The sequence below is a fragment of the Roseivivax jejudonensis genome (genome assembly GCF_900172265.1).
GTDB lineage: Bacteria > Pseudomonadota > Alphaproteobacteria > Rhodobacterales > Rhodobacteraceae > Roseivivax > Roseivivax jejudonensis.
The window spans coordinates 513152-538100 of record NZ_FWFK01000002.1; the positions used below are offsets into that span (position 1 = coordinate 513152).

Annotated in this window: 26 protein-coding genes and 1 tRNA gene; 16 read left to right on the top strand and 11 right to left on the bottom strand. The window is 67.4% G+C overall.

All coding sequences use genetic code 11. The features are described from left to right. Window positions 1-6: 6 nt before the first annotated feature. From soxB to ROJ8625_RS07480, 7 genes are all read right to left on the bottom strand, one after another. Window positions 7-1701, bottom strand: a complete 1695-nt coding sequence (soxB, locus tag ROJ8625_RS07450; RefSeq protein ID WP_085791234.1) for a thiosulfohydrolase SoxB — start codon at window positions 1699-1701, stop codon at window positions 7-9. Window positions 1702-1776: 75 nt separating this feature from the next. Then, window positions 1777-2637 carry a sulfur oxidation c-type cytochrome SoxA gene (gene soxA / locus ROJ8625_RS07455; protein WP_085791235.1) on the bottom strand — a complete coding sequence of 287 codons (861 nt, stop codon included), beginning with the start codon at window positions 2635-2637 and terminating at the stop codon, window positions 1777-1779. A gap of 34 nt (window positions 2638-2671) precedes the next feature. Beyond that, on the bottom strand, window positions 2672-3001 hold the full coding sequence (gene soxZ, locus ROJ8625_RS07460; protein ID WP_085791236.1) for a thiosulfate oxidation carrier complex protein SoxZ: 330 nt from the start codon (window positions 2999-3001) through the stop codon (window positions 2672-2674). A gap of 25 nt (window positions 3002-3026) precedes the next feature. Beyond that, the gene (gene soxY / locus ROJ8625_RS07465; RefSeq protein WP_085791237.1) at window positions 3027-3446 is read right to left on the bottom strand and encodes a thiosulfate oxidation carrier protein SoxY; all 420 of its coding nucleotides are present in this window, start codon (window positions 3444-3446) and stop codon (window positions 3027-3029) included. A gap of 23 nt (window positions 3447-3469) precedes the next feature. Continuing rightward, window positions 3470-3967: a sulfur oxidation c-type cytochrome SoxX gene (gene soxX, locus ROJ8625_RS07470; protein WP_085791238.1), complete on the bottom strand. Its 498-nt coding sequence runs from the start codon at window positions 3965-3967 to the stop codon at window positions 3470-3472. Between the two features lie 92 nt (window positions 3968-4059). Then, the gene (locus ROJ8625_RS07475; RefSeq protein ID WP_085791239.1) at window positions 4060-4632 is read right to left on the bottom strand and encodes a thioredoxin family protein; all 573 of its coding nucleotides are present in this window, start codon (window positions 4630-4632) and stop codon (window positions 4060-4062) included. Window positions 4633-4655: 23 nt separating this feature from the next. Next, on the bottom strand, window positions 4656-5408 hold the full coding sequence (locus tag ROJ8625_RS07480; protein ID WP_085791240.1) for a cytochrome c biogenesis CcdA family protein: 753 nt from the start codon (window positions 5406-5408) through the stop codon (window positions 4656-4658). Window positions 5409-5488: 80 nt separating this feature from the next. On the opposite strand from ROJ8625_RS07480, the gene ROJ8625_RS07485 reads away from it, so the two are divergent. The 4 genes from ROJ8625_RS07485 (at window position 5489) to ROJ8625_RS07500 (ending at window position 8463) form a co-directional block, all read left to right on the top strand. After that, on the top strand, window positions 5489-5902 hold the full coding sequence (locus ROJ8625_RS07485; protein ID WP_085791369.1) for a thioredoxin domain-containing protein: 414 nt from the start codon (window positions 5489-5491) through the stop codon (window positions 5900-5902). Between the two features lie 77 nt (window positions 5903-5979). After that, entirely contained in the window at window positions 5980-6288 is a 309-nt protein-coding gene (locus ROJ8625_RS07490) for an ArsR/SmtB family transcription factor (RefSeq protein ID WP_085791241.1), read from the top strand. A gap of 57 nt (window positions 6289-6345) precedes the next feature. Next, window positions 6346-7389, top strand: coding sequence for a YeeE/YedE family protein (locus tag ROJ8625_RS07495; protein WP_085791242.1), 1044 nt, complete (start codon window positions 6346-6348; stop codon window positions 7387-7389). 306 nt (window positions 7390-7695) lie between these two features. After that, window positions 7696-8463 carry an SDR family NAD(P)-dependent oxidoreductase gene (locus ROJ8625_RS07500; protein WP_085791243.1) on the top strand — a complete coding sequence of 256 codons (768 nt, stop codon included), beginning with the start codon at window positions 7696-7698 and terminating at the stop codon, window positions 8461-8463. Window positions 8464-8578: 115 nt separating this feature from the next. On the opposite strand, the gene ROJ8625_RS07505 is transcribed toward ROJ8625_RS07500, so the two are convergent. After that, window positions 8579-9382, bottom strand: coding sequence for a polysaccharide deacetylase family protein (locus ROJ8625_RS07505; protein WP_234984202.1), 804 nt, complete (start codon window positions 9380-9382; stop codon window positions 8579-8581). A gap of 861 nt (window positions 9383-10243) precedes the next feature. On the opposite strand from ROJ8625_RS07505, the gene ROJ8625_RS07510 reads away from it, so the two are divergent. Next, complete coding sequence (locus ROJ8625_RS07510) at window positions 10244-11179, top strand: YihY/virulence factor BrkB family protein (RefSeq protein ID WP_085791245.1); 936 nt, start codon at window positions 10244-10246, stop codon at window positions 11177-11179. Window positions 11180-11700: 521 nt separating this feature from the next. Here ROJ8625_RS07510 and ROJ8625_RS07515 read toward each other — a convergent pair. After that, window positions 11701-11790 (bottom strand) — tRNA-Ser (locus tag ROJ8625_RS07515). A gap of 300 nt (window positions 11791-12090) precedes the next feature. Here ROJ8625_RS07515 and ROJ8625_RS07520 point away from each other — a divergent pair. The 10 genes from ROJ8625_RS07520 to ROJ8625_RS07560 all read left to right on the top strand — a co-directional run bounded on the left by ROJ8625_RS07520 (window position 12091) and on the right by ROJ8625_RS07560 (window position 20674). Then, window positions 12091-12927: an SPOR domain-containing protein gene (locus tag ROJ8625_RS07520; RefSeq protein ID WP_234984203.1), complete on the top strand. Its 837-nt coding sequence runs from the start codon at window positions 12091-12093 to the stop codon at window positions 12925-12927. A gap of 97 nt (window positions 12928-13024) precedes the next feature. After that, window positions 13025-14191: a D-alanyl-D-alanine carboxypeptidase family protein gene (locus tag ROJ8625_RS07525; protein ID WP_085791247.1), complete on the top strand. Its 1167-nt coding sequence runs from the start codon at window positions 13025-13027 to the stop codon at window positions 14189-14191. After that, window positions 14191-14829 carry a dTMP kinase gene (tmk, locus tag ROJ8625_RS07530; protein ID WP_085791248.1) on the top strand — a complete coding sequence of 213 codons (639 nt, stop codon included), beginning with the start codon at window positions 14191-14193 and terminating at the stop codon, window positions 14827-14829. Before ROJ8625_RS07525 ends, tmk begins: the two co-directional genes overlap by 1 nt. Beyond that, entirely contained in the window at window positions 14826-15959 is a 1134-nt protein-coding gene (locus ROJ8625_RS07535) for a DNA polymerase III subunit delta' (protein ID WP_085791249.1), read from the top strand. The genes tmk and ROJ8625_RS07535 overlap by 4 nt, the downstream gene beginning before the upstream one ends. A gap of 88 nt (window positions 15960-16047) precedes the next feature. Further along, window positions 16048-16851: a TatD family hydrolase gene (locus tag ROJ8625_RS07540; RefSeq protein ID WP_085791250.1), complete on the top strand. Its 804-nt coding sequence runs from the start codon at window positions 16048-16050 to the stop codon at window positions 16849-16851. Continuing rightward, window positions 16848-17648, top strand: coding sequence for an MBL fold metallo-hydrolase (locus ROJ8625_RS07545; RefSeq protein ID WP_085791251.1), 801 nt, complete (start codon window positions 16848-16850; stop codon window positions 17646-17648). The genes ROJ8625_RS07540 and ROJ8625_RS07545 overlap by 4 nt, the downstream gene beginning before the upstream one ends. Before the next feature lie 28 nt (window positions 17649-17676). Beyond that, entirely contained in the window at window positions 17677-18606 is a 930-nt protein-coding gene (locus ROJ8625_RS07550) for an AEC family transporter (protein ID WP_085791252.1), read from the top strand. A 104-nt stretch (window positions 18607-18710) separates the two neighbouring features. Then, a complete protein-coding gene (locus ROJ8625_RS07555; RefSeq protein ID WP_085791253.1) occupies window positions 18711-19184 on the top strand; it encodes a hemerythrin domain-containing protein in 474 nt (157 codons plus the stop codon). A gap of 33 nt (window positions 19185-19217) precedes the next feature. Continuing rightward, window positions 19218-19388 carry a hypothetical protein gene (locus tag ROJ8625_RS20970; RefSeq protein WP_159456738.1) on the top strand — a complete coding sequence of 57 codons (171 nt, stop codon included), beginning with the start codon at window positions 19218-19220 and terminating at the stop codon, window positions 19386-19388. Window positions 19389-19448: 60 nt separating this feature from the next. Next, window positions 19449-20674 (top strand): IS3 family transposase gene (locus ROJ8625_RS07560; protein WP_143535068.1). Its coding sequence is split into 2 segments (ribosomal slippage): window positions 19449-19791 and window positions 19791-20674, totalling 1227 coding nucleotides; the frame shifts between segments, so codons are not numbered across the junction. A 147-nt stretch (window positions 20675-20821) separates the two neighbouring features. On the opposite strand, the gene ROJ8625_RS07565 is transcribed toward ROJ8625_RS07560, so the two are convergent. Continuing rightward, on the bottom strand, window positions 20822-21847 hold the full coding sequence (locus ROJ8625_RS07565) for a D-alanine--D-alanine ligase family protein (protein ID WP_143535069.1): 1026 nt from the start codon (window positions 21845-21847) through the stop codon (window positions 20822-20824). 130 nt (window positions 21848-21977) lie between these two features. Then, window positions 21978-23021, bottom strand: coding sequence for a replication initiator protein A (locus tag ROJ8625_RS07570; protein ID WP_085791255.1), 1044 nt, complete (start codon window positions 23019-23021; stop codon window positions 21978-21980). 513 nt (window positions 23022-23534) lie between these two features. On the opposite strand from ROJ8625_RS07570, the gene ROJ8625_RS07575 reads away from it, so the two are divergent. Further along, window positions 23535-24914 (top strand): AAA family ATPase, encoded by a 1380-nt coding sequence (locus ROJ8625_RS07575; RefSeq protein WP_085791256.1) that lies wholly within the window; start codon window positions 23535-23537, stop codon window positions 24912-24914. Window positions 24915-24949: the final 35 nt, after the last annotated feature.

Consider the following 24949-nt stretch of genomic DNA (forward strand, 5'->3'; position numbering starts at 1 on the left):
GACCGCTCATCCGGTCACCACATCGACGCTGTCGTTCGGCTCCAGGCTCACGGTGCCGAGCCGCCTGATGTGGCTCTCGACCACCTCCCAGATCGGCGGCCCCTCGGTGCCTTCGTTCACGCTGGCCCACCCGGCCACGACGTAGGATGTCGCGGGGTCGATCGGCGCGCCGGTGCGCAGAAGCGTCATCTCCGAGATGCGCGCGCCCTGCGGTTTCGAGATATCGATCCGGTAGCCCAGCCCGCCCACGCGAACCATGTCGCCGCCCTGCTGGTAATAGGGGTCGGGGTTGAAGAGATTGTCGGCGACGTCCTCCATCACCGTGTGCAGGAACTCGCCCGTCATCTCCGTGCGGTAGGCTTCGGGATAGCTCATCGCGGTGACGTTGAAGACGTCCTCGCGGGTGATCTGCTGACCCGGGATCAGCGAGGCGCCCCAGCGGAACCCCGGCGACAGTGCGATGTCTGCCTCGCGCTCGGAGATGAGCGCGTTGCAGATCAGGTCGTCCCACGTGCCGTTGAAATTGCCGCGGCGGTAAAGCAGCGACGACGTCTCGCCGAGCACCTCGCTCATCTCTTCCGCGAACGGCGCGCGCGTTTCCTCGACGAGCGCGGCCATCTCGGGATCCGGTGCAATCACGTCCGAGAAGATCGGGATCAGCCGGTGCTCGATCCCTTTCACACCCGAGCCGTCCAGATCGAGATCGACGCGGCTGACGAACTTGCCGTGGCTGCCGGACGCGATGAGGGCCGTCTTGCCCACCATCACCGGCTCGGGAATTGCGTCGTGCGTGTGCCCCGTCAGAATGACGTCGATCCCGGGAATGTCGGCCGCGAGCTTGCGGTCGACATCGAAGCCGTTGTGCGACAGAAGCACGACCGCGGCCGCGCCCTGATCGCGCGCGGACTGGACGACCTCGGCCATCCGCTCTTGCCGGATTCCGAAGGACAGTTCGGGGAACATCCAGCCCGGGTTGGCGATCGGCATGTAGGGAAACGCCTGGCCGATCACGGCGATCTGGTGCCCGCCCCGCTCGAACATCTGCATCGGCTCGAACGCGGGCTCGTCCCATTCGGCGTCGAAGATGTTGGCGCCGAGGAAGGCGGGATCGAGCTCGCCTTCGACAATGTCTCGGACGCGCTCGGAGCCGAGGGTGAATTCCCAATGGGCCGTCATCGCGTCGGTCCCGAGCGCGTTGAAGAGGCGCACCATGTCCGCCCCTTGCGTGCGCAGGGCCGGGAGAGAGCCCTGCCACGTATCGCCGCCGTCGAGGACAAGCGCCTCGGGCCGGTCGCCCTTGATCGCCTTGACGACCGTGGCGATCCGGTCGAGCCCGCCCATCCGGCCGTAGGCCTTCGCGAGCGAGACGAAATCGTCGTGCGTCAGCGCGTAGTCCCGCGCGCTGCCGGCCTCGATCCCGAATGCCGAGCGAAACGCATCGCCGGTGATATGCGGCGGCTTGCCGTTTACCGCACCGACGCCGAGATTGATCTCGGGCTCGCGGAAGTAGATCGGCTGGGTCTGCGCGTGGATGTCCGTGATGTGGACCAGCGAGACGGTCCCGCTGCCCGGCCCTCCGATCAGGTCCTCCTGCGTCAGGCTCTGCTGTGCGGCGAGGCGGGCCCATTGGCCGAACCCGGACGCGCCGACGAGCGCCGAAGCGGCCAGTCCGGCCTGGAGAAAGTGGCGGCGTGCGATCATCGTCTCATCACAATCATATTTGTGAATTATTAAGGCGACAGAGGCCCCCGCGCGTGTGCGGAGGCCGGGAAAGGTTCAGTTGCGGACGGCCGGGCCCTCGACCGAAAGGCCGTTGCCGCGCGAGGCGACGTAGAGTTCCAGCGCCACGAATTCGGGCGACCCGGGCGAGAACGTCTCGGCCATGGTATCGCGCACACAGCCTTTGAAGCGGCCATGCACCGAATTGAGCTTCGCATTCTTCAGGCGGTAGGTCGGGAAGCCGTTGACCTGACCCTGGCTGAGGTGATCGGCCCGGATCATGTTGTCGTAGTTGTCCTCGTGACAGTTCGCGCAGGACAGTTCGAGCAGACCGTAGCGAGTGTAGTAGATTTCCTTGCCGCGCTCCCACGTCTCGGCGGCGGGTCCGTCGATGGCGACGTTGACCGCCTCCCCGCGCGATACGAAGGACATGAGCGCGGACATGTTGATCATGTCGGTCTTGTCGTAGTCCCAGGCCTCCGCACCGGCGCGATCGGTGATGCATTCGTTGATCTGCATCTCGATCGTCTGAACTTCGCCGGCGGACTCGTCGAACTTGGGATAGACCGCCCGGACGCCCGCCAGCTCTTCCGGCGCCTCGTGGCACGAGGCGCAGCTTTCGCCATTGCCGAGGTCGCTGGAGAACTTGGCGCGCGCCGCCTCGACGCCGAGTGTCGCGGGATTGTCGAAGTCGTCCATCTGCATGGTCTGCGTCTCGGGCGACCGGAAGGTCCATCCGGACCGGATCGTGGAGAGGTTCTCCAGATGCGCGGGGGCGTCGGCCTCGGTGACGATCTCGATCTCGCCGTTGATGACGAGGCTGCGCTCTGCAGGGTCTTCCTGCGCGGTCAGCATCGCCGGGCCGCAGATTATCAGGGCCGAGGCGGCGCAGCCGCCCAGCCAAAAGGATCTCGACATCGGTAGCTCCTCCCTTCGCTGCCGTGGATCGGGCTCAGCCCACCGTGATCTCTTTGGACTCCTCGTAGACGGAGCCGTCATCGTCGTACCAGGTGAAGGACATCGTCCCGCTTTCGGGGATCTTCGCCTGGAACTCGAAGTACGGGTTCGTGGAGATGGCGGGCTCCATCGTCACGTCGATCACCGTCTCGCCGTTGAAAGCGGCCACGAAGCGGTTGATGATCGAACGCGGGATCGTGTTGCCGGCGTCGTCCTTGCGCTGGCCGGATTCCATCTGGTGGCTGATCAGCGTCTTGATCGTCACGGTCTCGCCGGCCGAAGCGGACGAGGGGACGCGGACGCGGGGTGTCACATTCTCTGCCATGGTCTCTCTCCTCTGTTCGCTGGCGTCAGCCGCCGCAGCCGCCGATGGTGACCTTCACTTCCTGGCGGGCTTCCACGAAGGAGCCGTCGGACATCTTGGCCACCGCCACGACATCCTGCGTTCCGGCAAGCCGGATTCGGGTGGACGCGACATGCGATCCGGCCAGCGGTCCGAAGTGGAACGTGGCGACATCGGGGTTCGGGTTGCCGGCGGCGAGGATCAGCACGGCCTCCGCCCCCGGCGCATCGATCTCGATCGGGACGGTGTTGCCGTTCTCCGCGATTTCGGGCGCGGTCAGGGTCAGATCGCCCTGCCCCGTGGCGGCACCGCCGGTGAATTCGGCGATCGCGTCCTCCGTCGCGGCGAACGCGAACTTGGGCAGCACGAAGGTTGCGGCAAAGGCGCCGAGCCCGATCGTCAGGGTCTCTCTGCGGGACAATGTCATCGGAGCGTGCTCCTTTCTGGGTATCATTCTGGATAGGTGTCGAGCGTCATCAGGAACGCGACGAGATCCTCGACGTCCTGCGCGCTCAGGATCGGCGCAAGGTCGCCCGTGGCGGCCTCGCCGGTGTAGGCGTCGCCAGGCCGCACGTAAGGGCCGGTGTGATAGAAGGCCGGCATGATCGTGCCCGGGAACGTCTTCTTGGCATTGGCGACGATCCCGCGGATCTGCGCCTCGTCCCAGCGCTCGGCCACACCATCGAGCGGCGGACCGACCTCGCCATGAAACGGCAATTCGCTGAGAGCGGACACCTGGTGGCAGGCGATGCAATTGCCGGAGCCCTTGTTCATCAGGGCCTTGCCGTTCTCGATGTCGCCCGGCGTATCGCTGAGCGGCTCGGCGATGCCACCCAATTCGGTGTAGCTGACGTCGGTCGGCGCAACGGCATCTGCGGCCCAGAGGGGCACTGCGGACGCGATGGCGAGAAGCGCCGCGCTTGCGGCGCGTCGTTCAATGCGGGTCATGTCTCCTCCCTTTGGGCCCTCCAAGCCCTGTAGACGATGGTAGACTCACCAATTCCGCGGAAGCAACATAATAATCATGGATGTGAATATTTTTATTCGATGACCCCATCCTCGGCGAGACGGCGCGCGTGATACTTCTGGAACGGCTCGTCGCCGGCATAGGCGCCTTCGGATACGAACCGCAGGAGGTTACGCGTGGTGTGCGCGCCGAACGCCCCCGGCATCGTCGCCACCGACGCTTCCTGCGCCGTCGCGTCTGGGCCCGGCGCGTCGGGGAAGAACATGAGCGTCGGCGTGAACATCAGGCCCCACCGCCGCACCATGTCCTTTTCCGGCATCGCGGTGCCATCGAAATCGACCACTTCGCGATCGCCGAACATGTTCAGCTGAACCACGAAGAACTCTTCCCGAAGCGCCTGCTCGATTTCGGGCTCGGTAAACACGGTCTCGTGCATCCGGTCGCAGTAGATGCAGCCGCGCTGCTCCACGATGACCATGAGAGTGCGGTCGTCCGCAGCCGCCTCGGCCTGATCCTCCCGCATGTCGAGGAACGTGTCGCGGAGCCACGCGGGCTTGTGCAGGCCGTCGTCGCCGACCGGGACCTCGGCCGTCGCCGGAGCGGCGAGCGCCGCGGCGGTGAGAGCGAGAAACGTGCGTCGAAACATCGGTTCGGTCCTTTCTGTCGGGGTCAGCCGTAGCGCGAGAAGACGGGAAACGTGTCCAGCATCCACTGCGCGATGAGGTTCACGGAGTTGGTCGCGATGAGCAGACCGAAGACCACGAGCATCCCGCCCGTGACCTTCTCGACGGTGCCGAGGTGGCGGCGGAACCGGGCCATGAAACGCTGGAATGGCCCGACGAACGCCGCCGCGAGCACAAAGGGCGCCGTCATCCCGATACCGTAGGCAAAGAGCAGCCACGCCCCCTGCCCTGCGGTCTCTGTTCCTGCCGCGGCAAAGAGGATCGCCGCGAGGACCGGCCCGACGCAGGGCGTCCAGCCGAACGCGAAGGCGAGCCCGAGCACGAAGGCCATCGGTAGCGATAGCGCGTTCACGTCACCGGGCTCCGCGCGAAACTGCCGATAGAGGACACCGATCTTCAGCACGCCGAGGAAATGCAGGCCCATCGCGATGATCAGCGCCGCGGCGATCCAGCGGAGCACGTCGAACCACTCGCGGACCACCTGCCCCGCAAAGCTCGCGGACGCGCCGAGCGCGACGAACACCACGATGATCCCGAGCGAGAAGAGGATCGCTGGCAGAACCGCCGGGCGCGCCGCGACCGTTCCGCCGGGCGCGCCGCCGGGCGCGCCGGCCTCGGCGCGCTCTGCCCCGGCCCCTGCGAGATAGCCAAGATAGAACGGTACGATGGGCAGAATGCAGGGCGACAGGAATGACAGCAGACCGGCCAGCGCGGCGCCGCCGAGCGTGACTTCGAACAATTCGCGACTCCTCCCTTGCCGCAACGAGTTTATATATTATTATTCGTGAATAATACTTGGTCAATCGGGCCGTTCAAATCATGCACACATCTCTCGCCGCCCTCGCCGCCGCCGTCGCGATCGCGTTTCCCGGTGCCGGCCTGGCGGACATATCGCTCGTCATGGTCGAGGAAGATGGTTGCATCTGGTGCGCGCGCTGGGATGCCGAGGTCGGTGACGCCTACGCCAAGACGGAGCTCGGCCGCCGCGCGCCGCTCCGCCGGATCGATATCCGAGATCCTTTGCCCGACGACCTCGAATTCGCATCGCCGCCGCGCCTGACACCGACGTTCGTGCTCGTGGACGACGGGCAGGAACTCCACAGGATCGAAGGTTATCCCGGCGAGCACTTTTTCTGGCCGATGCTCGAGCGTATGTTGACAGAGGCGGCGCCGTCGGGTCCTGACGGCGATACCGCGCACGGCGCGCCTCTGACCGAGGAAGCGACGCCGTAAACCTGCAATGCCCGAACGGCGTCACGGAGACCACGTCCATCGCCCCCCCGAATTCCCTGCCACGGTTCGATGAGGACATGTCCGACGAGGATCTCGATCGGATGATGGCGCAGGCCCGCGAAGCGGCCGACTTCCTCAAGACGCTTGGCCACGAGGGCCGGCTGATGATCCTGTGCCACCTCGCCACGGGCGAGAAGTCGGTTGGCGAGCTCGAGCGCATGCTGTCGGCCCGGCAGGCCGCTGTGTCTCAGCAGCTGACCCGGCTCCGGCTCGAGGGGCTGGTCCAGCCCCGGCGCGAGGGCAAGACGATCTATTACAGCTTGACCGACGAAAGACCCCGCCGGATGATGGAACTCGTCTACGAGCTGTTCTGCAAGGACGGCTGAGACGGGCCCGGAGCGTCCGGCAACGACCGGCGCAGCCTCTCCGGGCGGGGAGGAAACATGCTGGACTTCGTGTCAGGAAGCGCCGCGAGCGTTATCATCGGTGTGTTCGGCGGCCTGCTTTTGGGCCTTGCCACGCGCCTCGGCAGGTTTTGCACGCTCGGCGCAATCGAGGATCTTCACCTGGCCGGAGACACGACGCGCATACGCATGTGGGGCGTCGCACTCGGCGCGTCGATCCTGCTGGTGCACCTGTGCATGGCACTTGGATGGCTCGATGCCGGCGCGTCGCAATACCTGACGCTTGCCCCGGACGTCGCCGCCGCGGCGATCGGCGGGCTCACCTTCGGGGTCGGCATGGCGCTGGCCGGGAATTGCGGACTCGGCGCGCTGGCGCGGCTCGGAAGCGGGGAAATCCGCTCCTTCGTCATCGTCGTCGTCATGGGCCTGGCCGCGCTCGCCACCCTCTCGGGTCCGCTCGCGCCGGCTCGTGTCGCGCTCTTTCCGCAGGACGTCGCCAGCGAACCGGCAAGCCTTGCGCACGGCCTCGGTAGCGCGTTCGGCGTGCCAGCATCGGTCATCGGCGCTGGCCTCGGCCTCGCGCTCCTGGCCGTGTCGCTGCGCGGCGCGTCCCGCCGCGCGCTCTGGGGCCTGCCCGTCGCCCTTGCCATCGTGTCCGGCTTCGTGGGCACCACGCTCGTCGCCGCGCAGAGCTTCGATATCGTGCCCGTCCGGTCTCACACGTTCTCGGCTCCGCTCGGCGAAACGATGGTCTGGCTGATGCTGTCGAGCGGCGTCGCCCCCGGCTTCGGGGTAGGCTCGGTTCTCGGCGTTCTCGCGGGAGCCTGCGCCGGCAGCCTGATCCGCGGCGTCTTTCGGTGGGAAGCCTGCGACGATCACCGCGAGCTTCGCAGGCAGATCGGCGGCGCGGTCCTGATGGGGGTCGGCGCCGTCATCGCCGTGGGCTGCAGCGTCGGCCAGGGCCTGTCGGCCTTCGCGCTGCTCGCCTACACCGCCCCGATCACGCTGACCTGCATCTGGCTCGGCGGCGTCGTCGGCCTGAAGCTGATGATCGAGGGCCGCGCCGGTTTTTTCCGGGCCTGATCCCACGCAGGCCTACCGGCCCCTGGGAGCTCTGTCAGGGAGACGCGCGCGACATGCGACGCCAGCATGTCTATGGTCACCCGAGTGGCGCGCCGATTTGACATGCCGCACCCGAGGGAGGCTGGCTGCGTGGCGATGACGCGAACGAAGACGCGCCTCCGCTGCGCGCCCCGGGATGGGTCACCGAGGGCGCGATCAGCCGCGAAGATGGGCGCGACCACGCCAGCACGCTACACTGAGGAAAAATTGGCCAAGATCGTCGCGGCCTGAGACGCTGCGCGCATCGAGAACACTGGGACAGACATCATGAGCAAGAGACTCGAGGATCGCGTCGCGATCGTCACCGGCGCCGGTCACGGGATCGGCAAGGCCTACGCGCGCGAACTTGCCCTCAACGGCGCAAAGGTGGTGATCGCCGAACTCGACGAACGCGCAGCGCTCAAGGTGGCAGAGGATCTTGCTGCGGACGGCCACGAAACTCTGGGCCTCAAGGTCGATGTCAGTTCGGCTGCGGATCTCGATACCATGGCCACGCAGACGATCGAACGGTTTGGGCGCATCGACATCCTCGTCAACAACGCAGCCATCTTCTCGACGGTGCCGATGTCTCGCGCGGGCTTCGACACGATCGAGGAGGACGAGTGGGACGCGATGATGCGTGTCAACGTGAAGGGCCCCTGGCTCGCCAGCCGGGCAGTCATTCCGCACATGCGCGCACGGAACTACGGCAAGATCATCAATATCAGTTCCGGAACTGCCCTGAAGGGCGCACCGACGCGGATCCACTACGTCACCTCGAAAGCCGGAATCCTGGGCTTCACCAAGACGCTCGCCAAAGAGGTCGGCGACGCGAATATCTGCGTCAACTGCGTCGCGCCGGGCAACACGCTGGCCGAGGAAAACCCCGACGATTCCGTCGTCGCGATGCGCGAAAAGGCAAAGGGGGCGCGCGCGTTGAAACGCGTTCAGACGCCGGAAGACCTGACCGGAGCCATCGTGTTCTTCGCGTCGTCGGAAAGCGATTTCATCACCGGCCAGACACTGGTCGTCGACGGCGGATCACACATGCACTGAGCGAGCGCACCTGAATGTCCTGAATGCCCGCACCCCTGTAGAGAATGACGCTGACGGATCGCGCTCATCGGTGTGACCGCGATCTCGGCTCGGCCTTTCGTCACCTGACGGCAGCTCACTCACGAGCGGAGCTATTCACTTCGCAATGACGTCTCCACGCATCGGAGATTTCGCCACCCGTCGCCATCCAGACATCGCTGTGACCGGAGATATGCGCGAGCGCTTCGGAGAGGGCCGTTATTCTGTGCGGCACCCCGGAAACATATGGATGAAGCGCGATCGCCATGACCCGACCACTGTCCCCACCCTCTTCGTAGAGCACGTCGAACTGGCGGCAGATCATGTCGCGGAACGTGTCGGCCGTGTGGTGAAAACGCTCGAAGACGGGTTTGTCGTTGATCTGCGTCGAGTACGGGATCGATGTCATCCGGCGCCCCCTCGGGAGGGTCATGGTGTAGGGCTGGTCATCGTTGACCCAGTCGGCGACATACTGCACCCCTTCGTCCGCCAGATGCTCGAGGGTCGACCACGTCTCCTGCAAGCCGGCCCCGAGCCAACCTTTCGGACGAATTCCGGTCGCCGCCGCGATCGTACTCAGCGTATCCGCGATGACCGTCCGTTCCGCGCCCGGCGGAACGGCGTTGAGGCGGGTCGTGTTCGACTGGTTGTGGCCCATGAATTCCCAGTTTCGCGCCAACGCTTCGCGGATGATGTGGGGATGGTTTTCGCAGACATCGCTGTTGAGCGCCGCGGTTGCCCGAACCCCGAAACGGTCGAGAACCTTCATCAATCGGAAAATCCCGACGCGATTGCCGTAATCCCGTGCCGCCCACTCCGGAACGTTCGGAACCGGAGCTTTCCCACCCCTCTCGGACGGGATCGGGGCATCGAGCGCGAAGAACTCGATGTTGGGGATCACCCAAAGCGCGACACGGGCGCCACCGGGCAGCGACCACCTTGGACGATCGAAGATCGGAGAATACTCGAACGGCCCGTAGGACGATGGTTGCATCGGTCATTCTCCCGCGTACCGCGCCGCCAGCGTCCCGCGACCTGAGCACCTCCGCAGCGTGTCTGGCACTCGGCAGCAGACACGTGCGTCAACCCACTGCTTCGGCGGCACGAGAGAGCCGGAACTCTGCTATGACATAATCTCGGCCCGGTGGCTGGCCAGCGTGTCTCGACCACTCGGCCGCGCCGGGCGCTGCGAAATTGGCATGCGTTCATTCGTCGGATAGCCAAATGCGCGACCTTGAAAGGGTCATTGTGTTCGGCGGGTGAAATCGTGGCTGACCAATCGCTTGCGGACCGTAGGCAGATGGTTGGCGTCGTGCGGCTCTGCTGGGAGTACAGGATATTGGATAACGCGATGGCAGGCCTCGGCCGGCTGCCTCGGCAAGAGCGGGTCACGCCACGTCGTGATCGTGCGCCTCTGGCCACGCAGGCTCGGCGTCGGGTCCGGAGAACTCACATGGTCTGGTCGCAAACGACCCAGCGACTGCTAGGTAAGTTTGCCTGAAGGACGGATCTTGGCCTCATGTCGATCCGCGGGGGACAGTGCGGAAGATGCCGGGCCTACGATCCGAGGCGGAGCTGGTTTGATGACCACCAGAAGAGCAAGCATTGGCACGGCGCGATGTGGATGTATCGCCGACGGCGTTCAGCCCGGTGGCATTCGTCAAGACGCGAACGCATGGAACGCGGCCGCTGGAATGACTGAAGCAACGCTGTGCAGACCGGAAGATGAAGCGACGATCATGACCCGGCACGGTCAGCGCGCATGAATGCCAAGTCGAGCCAAACGACACTCCGGGACACCGTTCTGACCCACGGCGTCGTCAGTGCCGACCCCGAGGATCTTCTCCGCGGCACAGGTTGGCGCGTTCCCTTGGCCATTTCTCGCGAGGCGGCATTGCGACTCTGGAGCGACGATGCGTTCGGACTGGCAGGCAACGTGGCCTTCCGCGCGCTGCTCGCGCTCTTCCCGTTCCTGATCTTCACCAGTTCGCTGACCGCTTTCATCGGTGACCGGACGATGGCCAACGACCTCATAGCATTCCTGATCGCGATCGTTCCGGCCGCACTCGTCGAACCCATCGTATCCGAGGTCGAACAGGTGATGACCGTCCAGCGCGGCGGCGTGCTCAGCATCGGTATCCTTCTCACGATCTGGTTCGCAATCGGCGGCGTCGACGGCGTGCGTGTTGGTCTCAACCGGGCCTACGGCATACGGGAGACGCGATCGGCTCTGGTGATGTACGGCACCGAGATCGTCGTGGTCGTCCTCGCCAGCATGGTGCTCGTGCTGGTCGGATACCTGCTCGTTCTCGCTCCGCGCGCGGGGTCGTGGCTCCACGTCCTCCTGCCCGGCTTTGACCCCTCGTCGGTGTCCGTCGATCTTGTCCGCTACCCCGCAGCGGCGTTCATACTGATCGCGGCGCTGTTCGCGGCACATGTCTTCCTGCCTGCGCGACGCACCCGCTTCTCCAGCATCTGGCCCGGCGTGGTGTTCACGGTTGCCGCTTGGTCGCTCCTCACGGCGCTTTTCTCCTTCTACCTTTCGAACATTGCCGACTACCGAAGCTATTACGCCGGCTTGGCAGGAATTATCGCGGCACTTTACTTCATGTATCTTGCAGCACTCGTTCTGATCTTCGGCGGTGAACTCAATCGAGCCGTCCGCATCCGGCGCCTGGCTAGAGCCCTGCGCCAATAGATGCGTTTCTTGTCGGCCGGACACTGCGCTTAGATGCAGCCTATTCCGCTTCAACCGGGCGAAGTCGGGAAACGGGCCTGCTTCGGACACCATGCGCCTCCAGCAAGCTCGGAAACCCCGCACGGTGGCACATCGCGGCGCTGCCTGTCCCGACAGCACCGCTGAGGAAGTGCTCTGCGCGAAGCCGCTCCCAGCGACGTGGATCAATTTGGGCGACCGGCCCTGACCGGATCTTCAGGTCCGTTTCAGTTTGCTGCAGCGCGGCCAGCAAAAAATCGGCCGCTCGCTGCGTTTTGGAGCCCGGGTAGCGGTTGCAGGCCAGCTATGCGCACGAAGCACCAATTCGCTGATCCGAGTGTTCTGGGACCCGTTTCTTCCCCCGGTTCGAGGTCGGGTCCGCGCCAACCGTCGCTGCGGACGTATCGCATCGCTTGCAGCAATGTCGCCATCCTTTTGGGGGACGCCCGTGTCCACTCCGAAACATGACGACAATTCAGACCGTTACGGCCAACTGGCGAGGTTGGCGGAGGCTGAGGGATTCGAACCCTCGGACCCCGTGAAGGGTCAACGGTTTTCAAGACCGCCGCATTCGACCGCTCTGCCAAGCCTCCAATCCGGACGGGGTAGTCGGCTGCGCGCGATTCGGGAAGACGGTCGCGAAAATGCACGGCCGCCGCGCAACGGGCTTCCCTTGATGCCGGGTTCCCGCTACCATCGCCGCAGCGTCAAGAGGCAGGCGCACCCGCGCGCGACCAGCAGACCGGACAACCGGCAGTGCGAGCGGACCGAGAGACAGGCAAGGGCGAGCAGATCAGATGCATTCTTGGGACCGATCCCGTCGGACACGCGGCCGCGCAGGCGTTGCAGTCCTCGCGCTCACGCTCGGGCTCGCAGGCTGCGACAGCGCCTCGATGCCGGGCTTCCTTAAACCAAAGGCCGGCAACGGGGACGAGGCGGCAACGCTCGACGCCGGCGGCGCACGCGGCGGCCGGCTGGTCGAACGCGACATCGAGGCCCCGGAGGTCTTCCAGGCGACGACGCGCGGGCTCTGGGACGGGCGGCCGTCGCTCGGCGGCGTCTGGGTCGCCCACCCGGAGGTCAAGGAGCCCGAACGCGTCATCATCCGCAACCAGGAGAACGGCCAGTTCGTGATTGGCGCGCTGTTCAAGCGCGAGCGCGAAACGCCGGGCCCGGCGCTGCAGGTGTCCTCAGACGCCGCCGCGGCGATCGGGATGCTGGCTGGCCAGCCGGCCGAGCTCAACGTCGTGGCGTTGCGGCGCGAAGAGGTGAGCGCCCCGGGCGAGAGCATGCCGATCGCCGCGAGCGATGCGGGCACGGCGGGCCTCGACGGCGCGGAGGATGTCGAGACCAGCGCGCTCGACCCGGTCGCCGCGTCGGCCGAAGCCGCCCTCGCCCCCGCCCCCCAGACGCCGCAGGCCGACGCGCCCGAGCAGGTGGCGGCCGCGTCGCCGGCGCCGGAGACGATCGAGGTCGCACCGCGCCCGAGTGGCGGCCTCGACAAGCCGTATCTGCAGATCGGCATCTTCAGTGTCGAACAGAACGCCGAGAACACGGCCGAGGCGATGCGGCAGGCCGGCATGGTCCCGACCGTCAAGAAGCAGAGCTCGAGCGGCAAGACGTTCTGGCGCGTGGTCGTGGGACCGGCGCAGTCCGCCTCCGAACGCGCGACGCTACTGAGCACGATCAAGGACAGCGGCTTCACCGACGCCTACGCCGTGACGAACTGAGCGGGCGCGCGATCGTGATGCCCCGAACCGGCGGGCGCGGACTCCCGGTCCGCGCCCGCCTGCGTTAGACGATAGGGTGCTGCCCGAAGGAGGAGCCATGCCGATTCTCAGATCCCTCGCCGCCGTGCTCATCGCCGGTCTCGCCTTCGCCCAGCCCGCGCAGGCCTTCGATACCAGCGCCCGGGCCGCCTACGTGCTCGACCAGAAGACCGGGACGGTGCTTCTGTCGAAAAACGCCGACGAGGCGTTGCCGCCGGCCTCGATGTCCAAGCTGATGACGCTCTACATGGCGTTCGAAGCCATCCGCGAGGGCCGGCTGTCGCTCGACGAGACCCTGCCGGTATCGAGCCACGCCGCCAGCTACGGCGGATCGACCATGTTCCTCGACACGACCGACCGCGTGAGCGTCGAGGACCTGCTGCGCGGGATCGTCGTGCTGTCGGGTAACGACGCCTGCGCCGTTCTCGCCGAGGCGCTGTCGCCCGACGGGACCGAGCGCGGCTTCGCCGAACTCATGACCCGGCGGGGGCAACAACTCGGTTTGACCAACTCGGTTTTCAAGAACTCGAACGGCTGGCCGGCCGAGGGGCACGTCATGTCGATGCGCGATCTCGCGCTGCTGGCGAACCACCTGATCGAGGATTTCCCCGACTTCTACCCGATGTTCGCCGAGCAGCGCTTCGAATTCGACGGACGCGCCCCGGCGAACGTGAATAACCGCAACCCGCTTCTCGGGCTCGGCATCGGCGCCGACGGCCTCAAGACGGGTCACACGCAGGCCGCCGGCTATGGCCTCGTGGGCTCGGCCCAGCAGGGCGATCGCCGGGTGATCTTCGCGTTGACCGGCCTCGACTCGACGCGCGCCCGTGCCGAGGAAAGCGAGGCGATCGTCAACTGGGCCTTCCGCCAGTTCGCGGAGAAGACGATCACCGAGGCCGGCAGCCGGATCGCCACTGCCGACGTCTTCATGGGCGCAAGCGAGTCCGTGGGGCTGGTCGCGCAGGAGGACGTGGCGCTTCTGGTGCCCGTCCTGACCGGCGCACCGCTCGAGGCCGAAGTCGTCTATACCGGCCCGCTGCAGGCGCCGATCGCCGAGGGCCAGCGCCTTGCCGAGCTCATCATCCGTCCCGAGGGCTTGCCAGAGCACCGTGTGCCGCTCGTCGCCGAAAGCGCGGTGTCTGGCGCGGGTTTCGTTAACCGGGTGATGACGGTCGCCGGCGTACTCCTGCGGAGGTTCGGGCCTTCTCCGCAGGACGTGATGTAATGAGCGATGGAAAGTACGGGGCATTCCTGACGTTCGAGGGTATCGACGGCAGCGGCAAGTCCACGCAGGCAAGACGGCTCGCTGACGCGCTGCGCCAATCCGGTCACGACGTCCTGCTGACGCGCGAACCGGGCGGCAGCCCCGGGGCGGAGGAGATCCGCTCCCTGCTTCTCCACGGCGAACCGGACCGCTGGTCGGCCGAAACCGAACTCCTGATGTTCACCGCCGCGCGCCGCGACCACGTGGAGCGGACGATCCAGCCCGCGCTCGAGGCCGGGAAGGTGGTCATTTGCGACCGGTTCGTCGATTCCACCCGCGTCTACCAGGGGATCACGCGCGGCGATCTGCGTGCGAAGGTCGACACCCTGCACGCGCTGATGATCGGGCTCGAGGCCGATCTGAGCTTCCTGATCGACATCAATCCCAATATCGCGCTGGCCCGCGCCACCCGTCGCATCGGCGCCGAGGCCCGGTTCGAGAGCTTCGGGATCGAACTGCAGGCGACCCTGCGTGCCGGATTCCTGAACCTTGCGAACCGCAGCCGGCGGTTTCGCGTCATCGCCGGCAACCGCTCGGAGGACGAAGTCCATGCCGACGTGGCGCGCATCGCCGAGACATGGCTGGGCCCGAACGGATGAGCGACAGCGCCCTGCCCGAGCCAGACCGCGTCGAAGGCGCCCCGCATCCGCGCGAGACCGAGCGGCTGATCGGCCAGGAGACGGCAGAGGCCGCGTTCCTGCGCGCAGTCGCCGGCGACCGCCTGCATCACGCGTGGCTGCTCATCGGGCCGGAGGGCGTGGGAAAGGCGACGCTGGCGTGGCGCATCGCGCGCTGGCTGATCGCGACGCCGCCGGAGACGGGCAACGGGCTGTTCGGCGCTCCGCCCCCGCCCGCGACGCTGGATGTCGACGCCGACCATCCCGTCGCGCGGCGGCTCCGCGCGATGTCCGAGCCGGGCCTGTTCCTTTTGCGCCGAGGCGCCAACGAGAAGGGCGACCGCCTCGCATCCGAGATCCGGGTTGCCGAGGTGCGCGAGCTGAAACGCCGCATGTCGCTGAGCGCCGCGGACGGCGGACGCAGGGTCATCCTCGTGGATTCCGCAGACGAGATGAATACGAACGCGGCGAACGCGCTGCTGAAGCTTCTGGAGGAGCCGCCGGCGAACACGGTGCTGCTGCTCGTCTGCCATCGACCGGCGCGGCTTCTGCCCACGATCCGGTCGCGGTGCAGAGAGGTGCGGCTGTCTCCGCTCGGCCCCGAAGACATGGCCGACGCGCTGGCGCAGGCCGGCGCCGCGGTGTCACCGCAGGACAGTGCGGCGCTGACCGAGCTGTCGGGCGGCTCTGTCGGCGCGGCGATGCGCCTGCTGACGCTTGGCGGACTCGACCTCTACGGCGCGCTCATGCAGGTGTTGGCCTCCCTGCCCGATCTCGATCGGCCGCGGGCCCTCGCGCTCGCGGATCGGGTGGCGGCGCGCGGACACGAGAGCGAGCTGGAACTGCTGCTGTCGTTGACCGATCTCGCGCTCGCCCGCCTCGCGCGGACCGGGGTCACGGGCACACCGCCCGACCGCCCCGCGCATCCGGAGGAACCGCGGCTGCTCGCCCGCCTCGCGCCCGACCCGCGCGCCGGCCGCGCCTGGGCCGAGATCGCGCAGAGCGCCGGAGAGCGCGCGCGCCGCGGCAGGGCAGTCAACATCGACGGGGCGGCGCTGGTCTTCGACATGCTCGCACGGATCCGCGAAACCGCGGCCGGGATCGCGGCCTGAGGCCCCGCGCAGCGGCGCGCCGCCTTGACCCTTTCCCAGCGATCCTAGATACCCGCTCCGACCCCGTGCGAGAGAGAGGACGCGGCCCGTGAGCGACGCTCTCATCACCGACAGCCATTGCCATCTCGACTTTCCCGACTTCGCCGATACGCGCGACGAGGTGATCGCCCGCGCACTCGACGCTGGCGTGCACCGGATGGTCACGATCTGCACGCGTCTGCGGAACGAACCCGCCGTGCGCGCGATCGCCGAGGCCAACGACCCCGTCTTCTACGCGGCCGGCACGCATCCTATGTCCGCTGCCGAGGAACCGATGGCGACCGTCGATGAGCTGGTCGCGCTGACGCAGCACCCGAAATTCGTGGCTATCGGCGAGACCGGGCTCGACTACCACTACACCGCCGAAAGCGCGGATGTTCAGAAACGCAGCCTCGAGATCCACATCGCCGCGGCGCAGGAAACCCAGCTGCCGCTCGTCATTCATGCGCGCGACGCGGATGACGACATGGCCGAAATCCTTGCGCGAAACTTCAAGTCGCGCCCCTATCCCTGCGTCATGCATTGCTTTTCATCAGGCGCGGCGCTGGCGCGGACGGCGCTCGACTGCGGCTTCTACCTGTCGATGTCGGGGATCGCGGCGTTCCCGAAATCGACAGAGCTTCGCGAGATCTTCGCCCTCGCGCCGCGCGACCGCATCCTCGTCGAGACGGACAGTCCGTACCTCGCGCCGCCGCCCTACCGCGGCAAGCGCAACGAGCCCTCCTACACCGTGCAAACCGCGCGTGTCGGCGCCGATCTGTTCGAGATGAGCTACGAGGCTTTCGCCGCGCAGACCGAGGCCAATTTCGATCGGCTCTTCGCCAAGGCCGCCCGCTGGGCCGAGGCCGCATGAGCGGGGAACTGCGATTCACCATTCTCGGCTGCGGCTCCTCCGGAGGCGTTCCGCGGCTCGGCGGCCTGTGGGGCGCGTGCGATCCGGACAACCCGCGCAACGCCCGCCGGCGCTGTTCCATCCTGATCGAGCGGGAGACCGAGGCAGGCACCACCACCGTGCTGATCGACACCTCGCCCGACTTGCGCGCGCAACTGCTCGACGCCGGCATCGGGCGGCTCGACGGCGTGGTCTACACCCACGCCCACGCCGACCACGTGCACGGGATCGACGACCTGCGGATGATCGTCTTCAACATGCGCCAGCGGCTTCGCGTCTGGGCGGACGAGCCGACGCGCGACGCGCTGTTCGAGCGGTTCGGCTACGCCTTCACCCAGCCCGAAGGCAGCCACTATCCGCCGATCCTCGACATGCACGAGATCGACGGCCCTGTCACGGTCGATGGCGCCGGTGGTGACGTCACGCTGACCCCGTTCCTTGTCCATCACGGCAGCATCGACGCGCTCGGGTTTCGGGTGAACGATGTCGCCTATCTCCCTGATGTAGCCGAGATTCCCGATGCCGCGTGGCCCACGCTGAAGGACCTTGACTGCTGGATCCTCGATGCGCTCCGGCGCGATCCGCACCCGACGCATGCGCACCTCGCGAAGTCGCTGGACTGGATCGAGGCCGCGGCCCCGCGTCGCGCAGTGCTGACCAACATGCACATCGATCTGGACTACGCGACGCTGGAGGCCGAGACGCCCGCACACGTGACGCCCGCCTATGACGGGCTGACGCTGCGGTTCCCGTTGTGAGCGGCGCCGCGACCGTCCGGCGGTCCTGATGCAGTCGCTTCTCGAGGTCATTCTCCCGGTCTTTCTGCTGATTGGTGCGGGCTACGCCGCGGTCTGGCGCGGGCTCTTTTCTCAGTCGGGGGTGGACGGCCTGATGGTCTTCACCCAGAATTTCGCGATCCCCTGCCTGCTGTTTCGCGCGATCTGGACTCTCGACCTCGGAACGAGCTTTCATCCTGCGCTTCTGACGAGCTACTACACGGGCTCGCTCGTCGGGTTCTCGCTCGGGCTTCTGGTCGCGCGCTACGCCTTCGCGCGGGACTGGGAGGACGCCGTCGCGGTCGGGTTCTGCTGTCTTTTTGCCAACTCGCTGCTGCTCGGCCTGCCCATCACAGAACGCGCCTACGGCACGGACGCGCTCGAGCCGAACTACGCGATCATCGCGATCCACTCGCCCATCTGCTACGGCATCGGGATCACCGCGATGGAGATCGCCCGGGCCCGCGGCACCGGCGCACGCGCGCTGCCCGGCAAGGTTCTGCGCGCGGTGTTCTCGAACGCGCTGGTGATCGGCATCGCACTCGGGGCGGCGTTCAACCTGCTGTCGCTCGGGCTGCCGGGCCCGGTCGAGGATGCGCTCGACATGCTGATCCGCACGGCACTGCCGGCTGCGCTGTTCGGATTGGGCGGCGTGCTCTACCGATACCGTCCCGACGGCGATTTTCGCATCATCTTCTTCGTCTGCGCCGTGACCCTCCTGTTGCACCCGGCGATCGCCTGGAGCCTCGGCACGGTCTTCGGCCTGTCGATCGGAGAGCTGCGCTCGGCCACGGTGACTGCCGCTATGGCGCCGGGCGTCAACGCGTATGTCTTCGCCAACATGTACGGGCGCGCGCGGCGGGTCGCCGCGTCCTCGGTTCTGCTGGCGACGGCGCTGTCGGTGGTAACGGTCTGGGGCTGGCTCTCGATCCTGCCCTGAGGGGCGTGACACGCGACACGACCCGCCTATCTGTCCTGCAACCCGCGGATCAGCGCGGACGGCCCCTCACCCAGTGACCAAGCCAGGTACGAAGGACCCTGACCATGTCGATCTACGAGGCCATCAAGGCCGACCACAAGACCCACCGAGACCTGCTCGCCCAGATCGCCGATACCGAAGGCGACTCCGAAGAACGCAGGAAGGCCTGGGCCGAGTTCTTCCGCGACGTGAAGAGCCACGCCGCCGCCGAGGAAGAGACCTTCTACTCTAAGCTCATGTCCAAGACCTGGGGTCAGGACGCGGCGCGCCACTCTGTCGAGGAGCACGCCGAGATGGACGACCTGATGGAGGAGCTGCAGGAGATGGACATGTCGAGCCCCGGCTGGCTCAACAAGTTCAACAAGCTCAAGCACGACTACGAACACCACATGGACGAGGAAGAGGACGAGGTGTTCGGCCGTGCCCGGGAAGTGATCCCCGAAGACGAGATTGACGGCTACGGGACGCGCTTCAAGGACCGCAAGGCCGAGGAACTGAAGCTCGTCGACAAGAAGCGTGCCGACCAGCTCGAGGACTGACACGGACTGTCCGGGCCGGGTGATCGGCAATCAATGATGAACGCGATCCGCCCTGCCGGCCCGGACGACGCCGACGAGATCGCCGCGCTGCACATGCAGGCGTGGCGCGAAACCGATACCGGCATCCTTCCCCCTGACGAGATCGCGCGCAATGGACTGAGCGCGCGCCGCGCCCTGTGGCGCCGTGTCCTCGGCGCAGGATAACGCGTGAACTGGCCCCCGTTTCGACAGGACACTTGGGCATAGCCATGGAGGCTTAGGCATATGCCTGAGCACGTGCTTATGTCTGAGATTGAGATCATCACCGATGGCGGCCGCCGACGCCGCTGGCCTGCCACGGAGAAGCTGCGGATCGTCGAGGAGACGTTGGAGGAGGGCGCCAGCATCTCGGTCGTCGCGCGCCGGAATGGCGTGGCTCCCAACCTGCTGTATCGTTGGCGTCGTCTGATGCTGGACGGAGGAGCAGTGGCCGTGTCCGAGGATGACGACGTGACCAGCAATCGTGCCGTGCGGCAGATGGAGGATCGCATCCGCGAGCTCGAGCGCCAGCTCGGCCGCAAGACGCTCGAGGTCGAGATACTGAAGGAGGCCCTCGACAAGACGCGCTCAAAAAAACGGACGTGGCTCGCGCAGTCGCAGCCGAAGGGCGGTTCCCGGTGAAGGCCGTGGCCGAGACCCTGGGCGTCTCCCGGTCGAACCTGCACGCCCGGATGAACGGGAGCGCAAAGCCGCGGCGGCGCTACCACAAGGCGCAAGACGCGGCGCTGCTGCCGATGATCGAGGCGCTGGTGGCGGCGCGGCCGACCTATGGCTATCGACGCATCACCGCGCTTCTGAACCGGCGACTGCGGGTGGACGGCGCGGCGCCTGCGAACCACAAGCGGGTGTATCGCATCATGCAGGCCCATGGCCTTCTGCTGGCACGAACACATGCCGAGCGGCCCGAGCGCGCCCACGACGGAAAGGTCGTGACGATACGCTCAAACCTTCGCTGGTGCTCCGACGGGTTCGAGTTCACCTGCTGGAACAAGGAGATCATCCGCGGCGCGTTCATCATCGACGCGCATGACCGCGAGATCATCTCCTGGCGCGCCGTGGCAGGCGCCGGCATCAGCGGCTCGGACATTCGCGACATGATGTTGGAGGCCGTTGAGGCCCGGTTCGGAGGCTACCGCGCGCCGCATCCCGTCGAGATGCTGAGCGACAATGGCTCGCCCTACACCGCGCACGACACACGCATCTTTGCGCGCCAGCTCGGGCTGAAGCCATGCTTCACGCCGGTGAGGAGCCCGGAGAGCAACGGCGTCTCGGAGGCGTTCGTGAAGACCCTGAAGCGTGACTACGTGCAGGTCACGCCGCTGCCTGACGCTGCCACCGTCCTCGAATTGATTGCCGGGTGGTTCGAGGACTACAACACAAGTCACCCGCACTCAGCGCTGAAGATGCGCTCGCCTCGCGAGTTCATCCAAGTTCAAATCGCAACCGCCTGAGTGTCCGATGAAACGGGGGCAAGACCAGCCTAGAGCCCCTGTGAACTGTGAACCGCGCCGGTTCTCAAAGGCCAGAGCAATATCTTCGGAGCAATGCGAGCAGGCGTTTTGCACGCAGTTAGGTCAGACCTAATCTTGGTTACCAATTTACTCCGCCACCGAGCGTGGCCGCGTGCTTTGCCCGGCCGCGTCGCGCCACAGACGGCCGGTGATCTCGGTCGGGTCGTGACCGGCGCCGGCGAGCATCTTCGAGATCGCGCTGAGCGCGCTGAACGACCAGAAGAGCCCCGCCTCGAGCAGGTGGGGCTCGCCGGTCTCGGCGTGGATGCGGAAATCGAAGAGCGAGTAGTGCCGCGCGCCGAGCGCCCGGTGCGCGGCCCGGGCGGCCCCGCCGAGCGCGCGGCCGAGATCGGGATCGACCGGCGCGGGACAGACCGGCTGGGCGTCGGCGCGGCGCGACTGGCGCAGACCCGCCCTGCCCTCGCCGTCCCCGGGTTCGAGCTTGTCGGCGACCTCGCGGATCGGGCGCGCCGCGCTCACCGGGTACTCGAGGAAGGCCGGGACCAGCGTCTCGCCGTCGAGCTCGACCACGGCGACGCGGATCTCGCGGCCGGGCACGAAGGCCTCGGCGAAGACCTCGGCGTCGAAGCGGCGGGCATGGGCCACCGCCGCGGCCGCCTCCGCGGAATCGTGCACCACCGAGATGCCGAGCGAGTTGTCCTCGCTGTCGGGCTTGACCACGTAGGGCGGCGCCAGGCCGGGCAGCGCGCCGGGGGAGAGCCGCTCGGCCGCGGACACGCGCACGCCGGCGGCGGCGACCACGTCGCGGGTTCGGGTCTTGCTCTGGGCCAGTGCCGCGGTGCCGGCGGCGGCCCCGACGAGCGGCAGGCCCAGCACCTCCTCGACGAGCGCGCGATAGGCGGTCATGCCCCGGCGGCAGAACATGTGCGGCACCACGAGGTCGGGCCGGCCGATCTCGGCCAGCGCCGCAGGCAGCGCCATCGGCGCGCCGAGCGCGTCCGGGGCCGGGCCGAAGCGCCAATGCCCGTCGGGGGCCACCGCGGCATAGCGCGCCCGCGTCCCCGCGGGCGAAAGCGCGGTCTCGGCGTACATCCGCGACAGGTCGTAGTAGAACGCGTCATGCGTCGATCCAAACAGGTGCAGGACATCCATGGCGCGCGCCTCCGGTCGCGGTCGGTTTCCGGCGACAGAGATGGCGCGCGCGCCAACGACGACGAGCGCGGCCCGATGCCGCGGGGCCGTTTCGCGCGCGAAACGGCGGCCGGCGGAAGGGCTGGCGGGATCAGCGCGCGGCGCGGGCGCGGGCAAAACCGAGGAAGGCCGCGTCGGCCGAGCGCAGCCGCGGCCGGCCCGAGGCCGCCCAGTAGGCGCGCCATTCCGCCTCGAGCGCGTAGACGTCCCGGCCCGGCAGCGCCGCGCGGGCGGCCTCGCGCGCGGCGTCCGACACCGGCGGCGCATCGCGGCCGTCGTCGCGCAGGGCGGCGCGGCGGGTGACGCGCAGGATGTCGCCCTCCTCCTCGGCCAGCGCGTAATCCGGCAGGTGGTCCGAGGCGATCATCCGGCGCACCGCGGCGCGGAAGACCCGCAGCGGCGCCGCGCTGCCGGATTTCTTGTGCAGCACCGCCACCGACACCCGCCAAGACGGCTGGCGCCCGCAATGCTTCCGCGCGATCTCGTAGATCCGCCGCTCGAGCGGCTTGCGCAGCCGGAAGTAGTCGCGGCTGAGGGTGAGCACCGATTTCGCCATCACCGCGCGGAAGAGCCAGTCCGACAGCGTCACCGAGACCGAGATCATCCGCCCGCCCCGGCTCTTGCGCAGGATCTCCCAGCGCTCGATCAGGCCGAAACCTGAGGTCGTCTCGGTCTCGCCGGTGACGATGTTGGTCGTGATCCGGGTGCCGGCGAGACGCTCGAAGGCCTCGCGCAGACGGCGGTAGGCATCGCCGCTCGTCTCGCGGTTGGTGGCCACGAGCAGATCGTGGGCGCGCAGCGTCAGCGTCCGCCCGACCGCGCGGCCGGCATTGAGCGCGGCGACGAGCTGGCTGATGCAGAAGATCAGGATGTCCTTGTCATGGATCGTGGCGAGGCCCTTCACCGAGGGCGTGACCTCGATCTCCGCGCCGTTGTGGGCGTAGCGCAGGATCCGCCGGTCGGGCCGCGTGGCGAGGCTGAAGACCGGGTGCTCCATCGTCGCCAGATCGTCCTTGGGGATCGCGTCGAAGATGTCGCAGATGAAAAAGTCCATCTGCCCGTGGCGGTCCGGCAGAAGCCGCCCTGCCCCGCCGCCGACCGCACCCGGCCCGGTTCCCGTGATGTCGCCTGTCATCGCCCGTCCCGTCCTGCCCGGCGCGCCTGCGCCCGCCGGGATCCACTGCTCGCCCGACCCCGCGCTGCCGGATCTGGAGCGTCCGGCTTATCGTGGTTTCGGTGACGCCAGCCTAGGCAGCCCGGCCGTGCCGGTCCAGCGCGGGATTCGGGGGTTCGGAATCGCCGCCTCGGGGGTTCGGAGTCGCATCATCGTGGGTTCGGAGTCGCCGGCATCTCCGGCAAGCGCCAAAACGCCAGCAGGCACAAGGACTTTGCCGATCCGTCCCGATCCCGTAACACTAAAAATAACACGACTCTAACACCGGCAGAAAAATCGCAGCCCCCTGCCCCGGCGTCGTGCCCGGCCCCGAGCCCCCGGATTTCCTGAGAAAAATCGAATCGGATGCCGTCTTCGCTTCCATGTTCGCGGTTTTCGCGTATCCTGGGCAAAACGCGGCACATGGCGAGGTGTCCCGGTCACTCGGGGGCTTCGAACGAGACCCGCGGTCAGGCAGGATGCAGGAGGCGAGCGATGAGCGGCGAGGACGTTCCCTATCACAACATCGATCCCGACCGGGCCCTGCGCGAGCTCGGGGCGCCGTTCTCGACCGGGCGCTTCGCCGAGATCGCCGAGGCCTGTGCGCGGGGGCGCCACGACCTCGCCTCGCGGGGGATGGACGAGAGCGGCGAGAAGACGCTGCGCCTGTTCTCCACCTGGGAGATCACGCGCTACATGATCCCCGTCGCCACGCCGCATTTCCGGCGCGTGCTGAAGGCCAATCCCGAGCTGCCCCAGGGCCGGTCGGACACCGCCGGCGGGGCCAAGTGGTTCACCCTCGACGAAGTGCTGCGGCTGCGCGCGCACTTCGCCGCCGAGGGATCGCGCACGAAATCCTACCTGCCCTACCGCCCCGAGGGGCTGCCGGCGAAGATCGCCGCGGTGGCGAACTTCAAGGGCGGCGTCGGCAAGACCTCCACCGCCGCGCACCTGGCGATGTCTGCCGCGCTCGACGGCTACCGCGTGCTGGTGGTGGACCTCGACAGCCAGGGCTCGATGACCTCGATCTTCGACGGCCGCGTCGCCGACGAATGGGGCACGGTCTTTCCGCTTCTCGCGCGGCACTACGCCCGGCACCTGCGGCGCGAGAACCAGTCCCGGCTCGACCGGGGCGAGGCGCCGCTGCCGCTCGACGACACGCTGTCCGAGGCGCTGGAGATCACCGCACAGGAGCTGATCCGGCCGACCCACTGGCCCAACATCGATCTCGTCGGCGCGCAGCTCAACCTCTACTGGTCGGAGTTCCAGATCCCGGTCTGGCGCATGCAGGGCCGCACCTGGAAGCTCTGGGACGCGCTCACCGACTCGCTGGCCGAGGACGGGGTGCTCGACGCCTACGACCTGGTAATCCTCGATACGCCGCCGGCGCTCGGCTACCTGACGATCAACGGGCTCGCCGCGGCCGACATCCTGCTGGTGCCGCTCGGCGCGTCGTTCCTCGAGTTCGACTCGACGGGCCGCTTCTTCGACATGCTGCACTCCACCTTCGCCTCCATCGAGGAGGGCGAGAACATGGCCGCGCGCGCGCTCGGCCGCGAGGGGCTGGCCTTCGAATGGGACGCGGTGCGTGCGGTGCTGACCCGGTACGACGGCGCGCAGCAGGGCGAGCTCGCTTCGCTGATGCAGGCCTATCTCGGCGCCACTCTGGCGCCCGAGCGGCAGGACTACACCGCGCTGATCGGCCAGGCGGGCGAGCAGGTCTCCGGCATCTACGAGGCCGATTACCGCGACTTCAACCGCGAGACCTATGCCCGCGGGCGCGCCACCTTCGATGCCACCTACGCCGCTTTCAAGCGTCTCCTCGTCGCCACGTGGCGGCGCGACGAACTGGCCGCGCAGGCGGCGGCGGAGTGAGCGCACCGCGCCTCCTCCCGGCCACCCCGGCCCGC

Coding starts and splice junctions, on each gene's coding strand:
- soxB (WP_085791234.1), bottom strand. CDS start 1,701: ATGATCGCACGCCGCCACTTTCTCCAGGCCGGACTGGCCGCTTCGGCG.
- soxA (WP_085791235.1), bottom strand. CDS start 2,637: ATGTCGAGATCCTTTTGGCTGGGCGGCTGCGCCGCCTCGGCCCTGATA.
- soxZ (WP_085791236.1), bottom strand. CDS start 3,001: ATGGCAGAGAATGTGACACCCCGCGTCCGCGTCCCCTCGTCCGCTTCG.
- soxY (WP_085791237.1), bottom strand. CDS start 3,446: ATGACATTGTCCCGCAGAGAGACCCTGACGATCGGGCTCGGCGCCTTT.
- soxX (WP_085791238.1), bottom strand. CDS start 3,967: ATGACCCGCATTGAACGACGCGCCGCAAGCGCGGCGCTTCTCGCCATC.
- ROJ8625_RS07475 (WP_085791239.1), bottom strand. CDS start 4,632: ATGTTTCGACGCACGTTTCTCGCTCTCACCGCCGCGGCGCTCGCCGCT.
- ROJ8625_RS07485 (WP_085791369.1), top strand. CDS start 5,489: ATGCACACATCTCTCGCCGCCCTCGCCGCCGCCGTCGCGATCGCGTTT.
- ROJ8625_RS07490 (WP_085791241.1), top strand. CDS start 5,980: ATGTCCGACGAGGATCTCGATCGGATGATGGCGCAGGCCCGCGAAGCG.
- ROJ8625_RS07495 (WP_085791242.1), top strand. CDS start 6,346: ATGCTGGACTTCGTGTCAGGAAGCGCCGCGAGCGTTATCATCGGTGTG.
- ROJ8625_RS07500 (WP_085791243.1), top strand. CDS start 7,696: ATGAGCAAGAGACTCGAGGATCGCGTCGCGATCGTCACCGGCGCCGGT.
- ROJ8625_RS07510 (WP_085791245.1), top strand. CDS start 10,244: ATGAATGCCAAGTCGAGCCAAACGACACTCCGGGACACCGTTCTGACC.
- ROJ8625_RS07520 (WP_234984203.1), top strand. CDS start 12,091: ATGCCGGGCTTCCTTAAACCAAAGGCCGGCAACGGGGACGAGGCGGCA.
- ROJ8625_RS07525 (WP_085791247.1), top strand. CDS start 13,025: ATGCCGATTCTCAGATCCCTCGCCGCCGTGCTCATCGCCGGTCTCGCC.
- tmk (WP_085791248.1), top strand. CDS start 14,191: ATGAGCGATGGAAAGTACGGGGCATTCCTGACGTTCGAGGGTATCGAC.
- ROJ8625_RS07535 (WP_085791249.1), top strand. CDS start 14,826: ATGAGCGACAGCGCCCTGCCCGAGCCAGACCGCGTCGAAGGCGCCCCG.
- ROJ8625_RS07545 (WP_085791251.1), top strand. CDS start 16,848: ATGAGCGGGGAACTGCGATTCACCATTCTCGGCTGCGGCTCCTCCGGA.
- ROJ8625_RS07550 (WP_085791252.1), top strand. CDS start 17,677: ATGCAGTCGCTTCTCGAGGTCATTCTCCCGGTCTTTCTGCTGATTGGT.
- ROJ8625_RS07555 (WP_085791253.1), top strand. CDS start 18,711: ATGTCGATCTACGAGGCCATCAAGGCCGACCACAAGACCCACCGAGAC.
- ROJ8625_RS20970 (WP_159456738.1), top strand. CDS start 19,218: ATGATGAACGCGATCCGCCCTGCCGGCCCGGACGACGCCGACGAGATC.
- ROJ8625_RS07565 (WP_143535069.1), bottom strand. CDS start 21,847: ATGGATGTCCTGCACCTGTTTGGATCGACGCATGACGCGTTCTACTAC.
- ROJ8625_RS07570 (WP_085791255.1), bottom strand. CDS start 23,021: ATGACAGGCGACATCACGGGAACCGGGCCGGGTGCGGTCGGCGGCGGG.
- ROJ8625_RS07575 (WP_085791256.1), top strand. CDS start 23,535: ATGAGCGGCGAGGACGTTCCCTATCACAACATCGATCCCGACCGGGCC.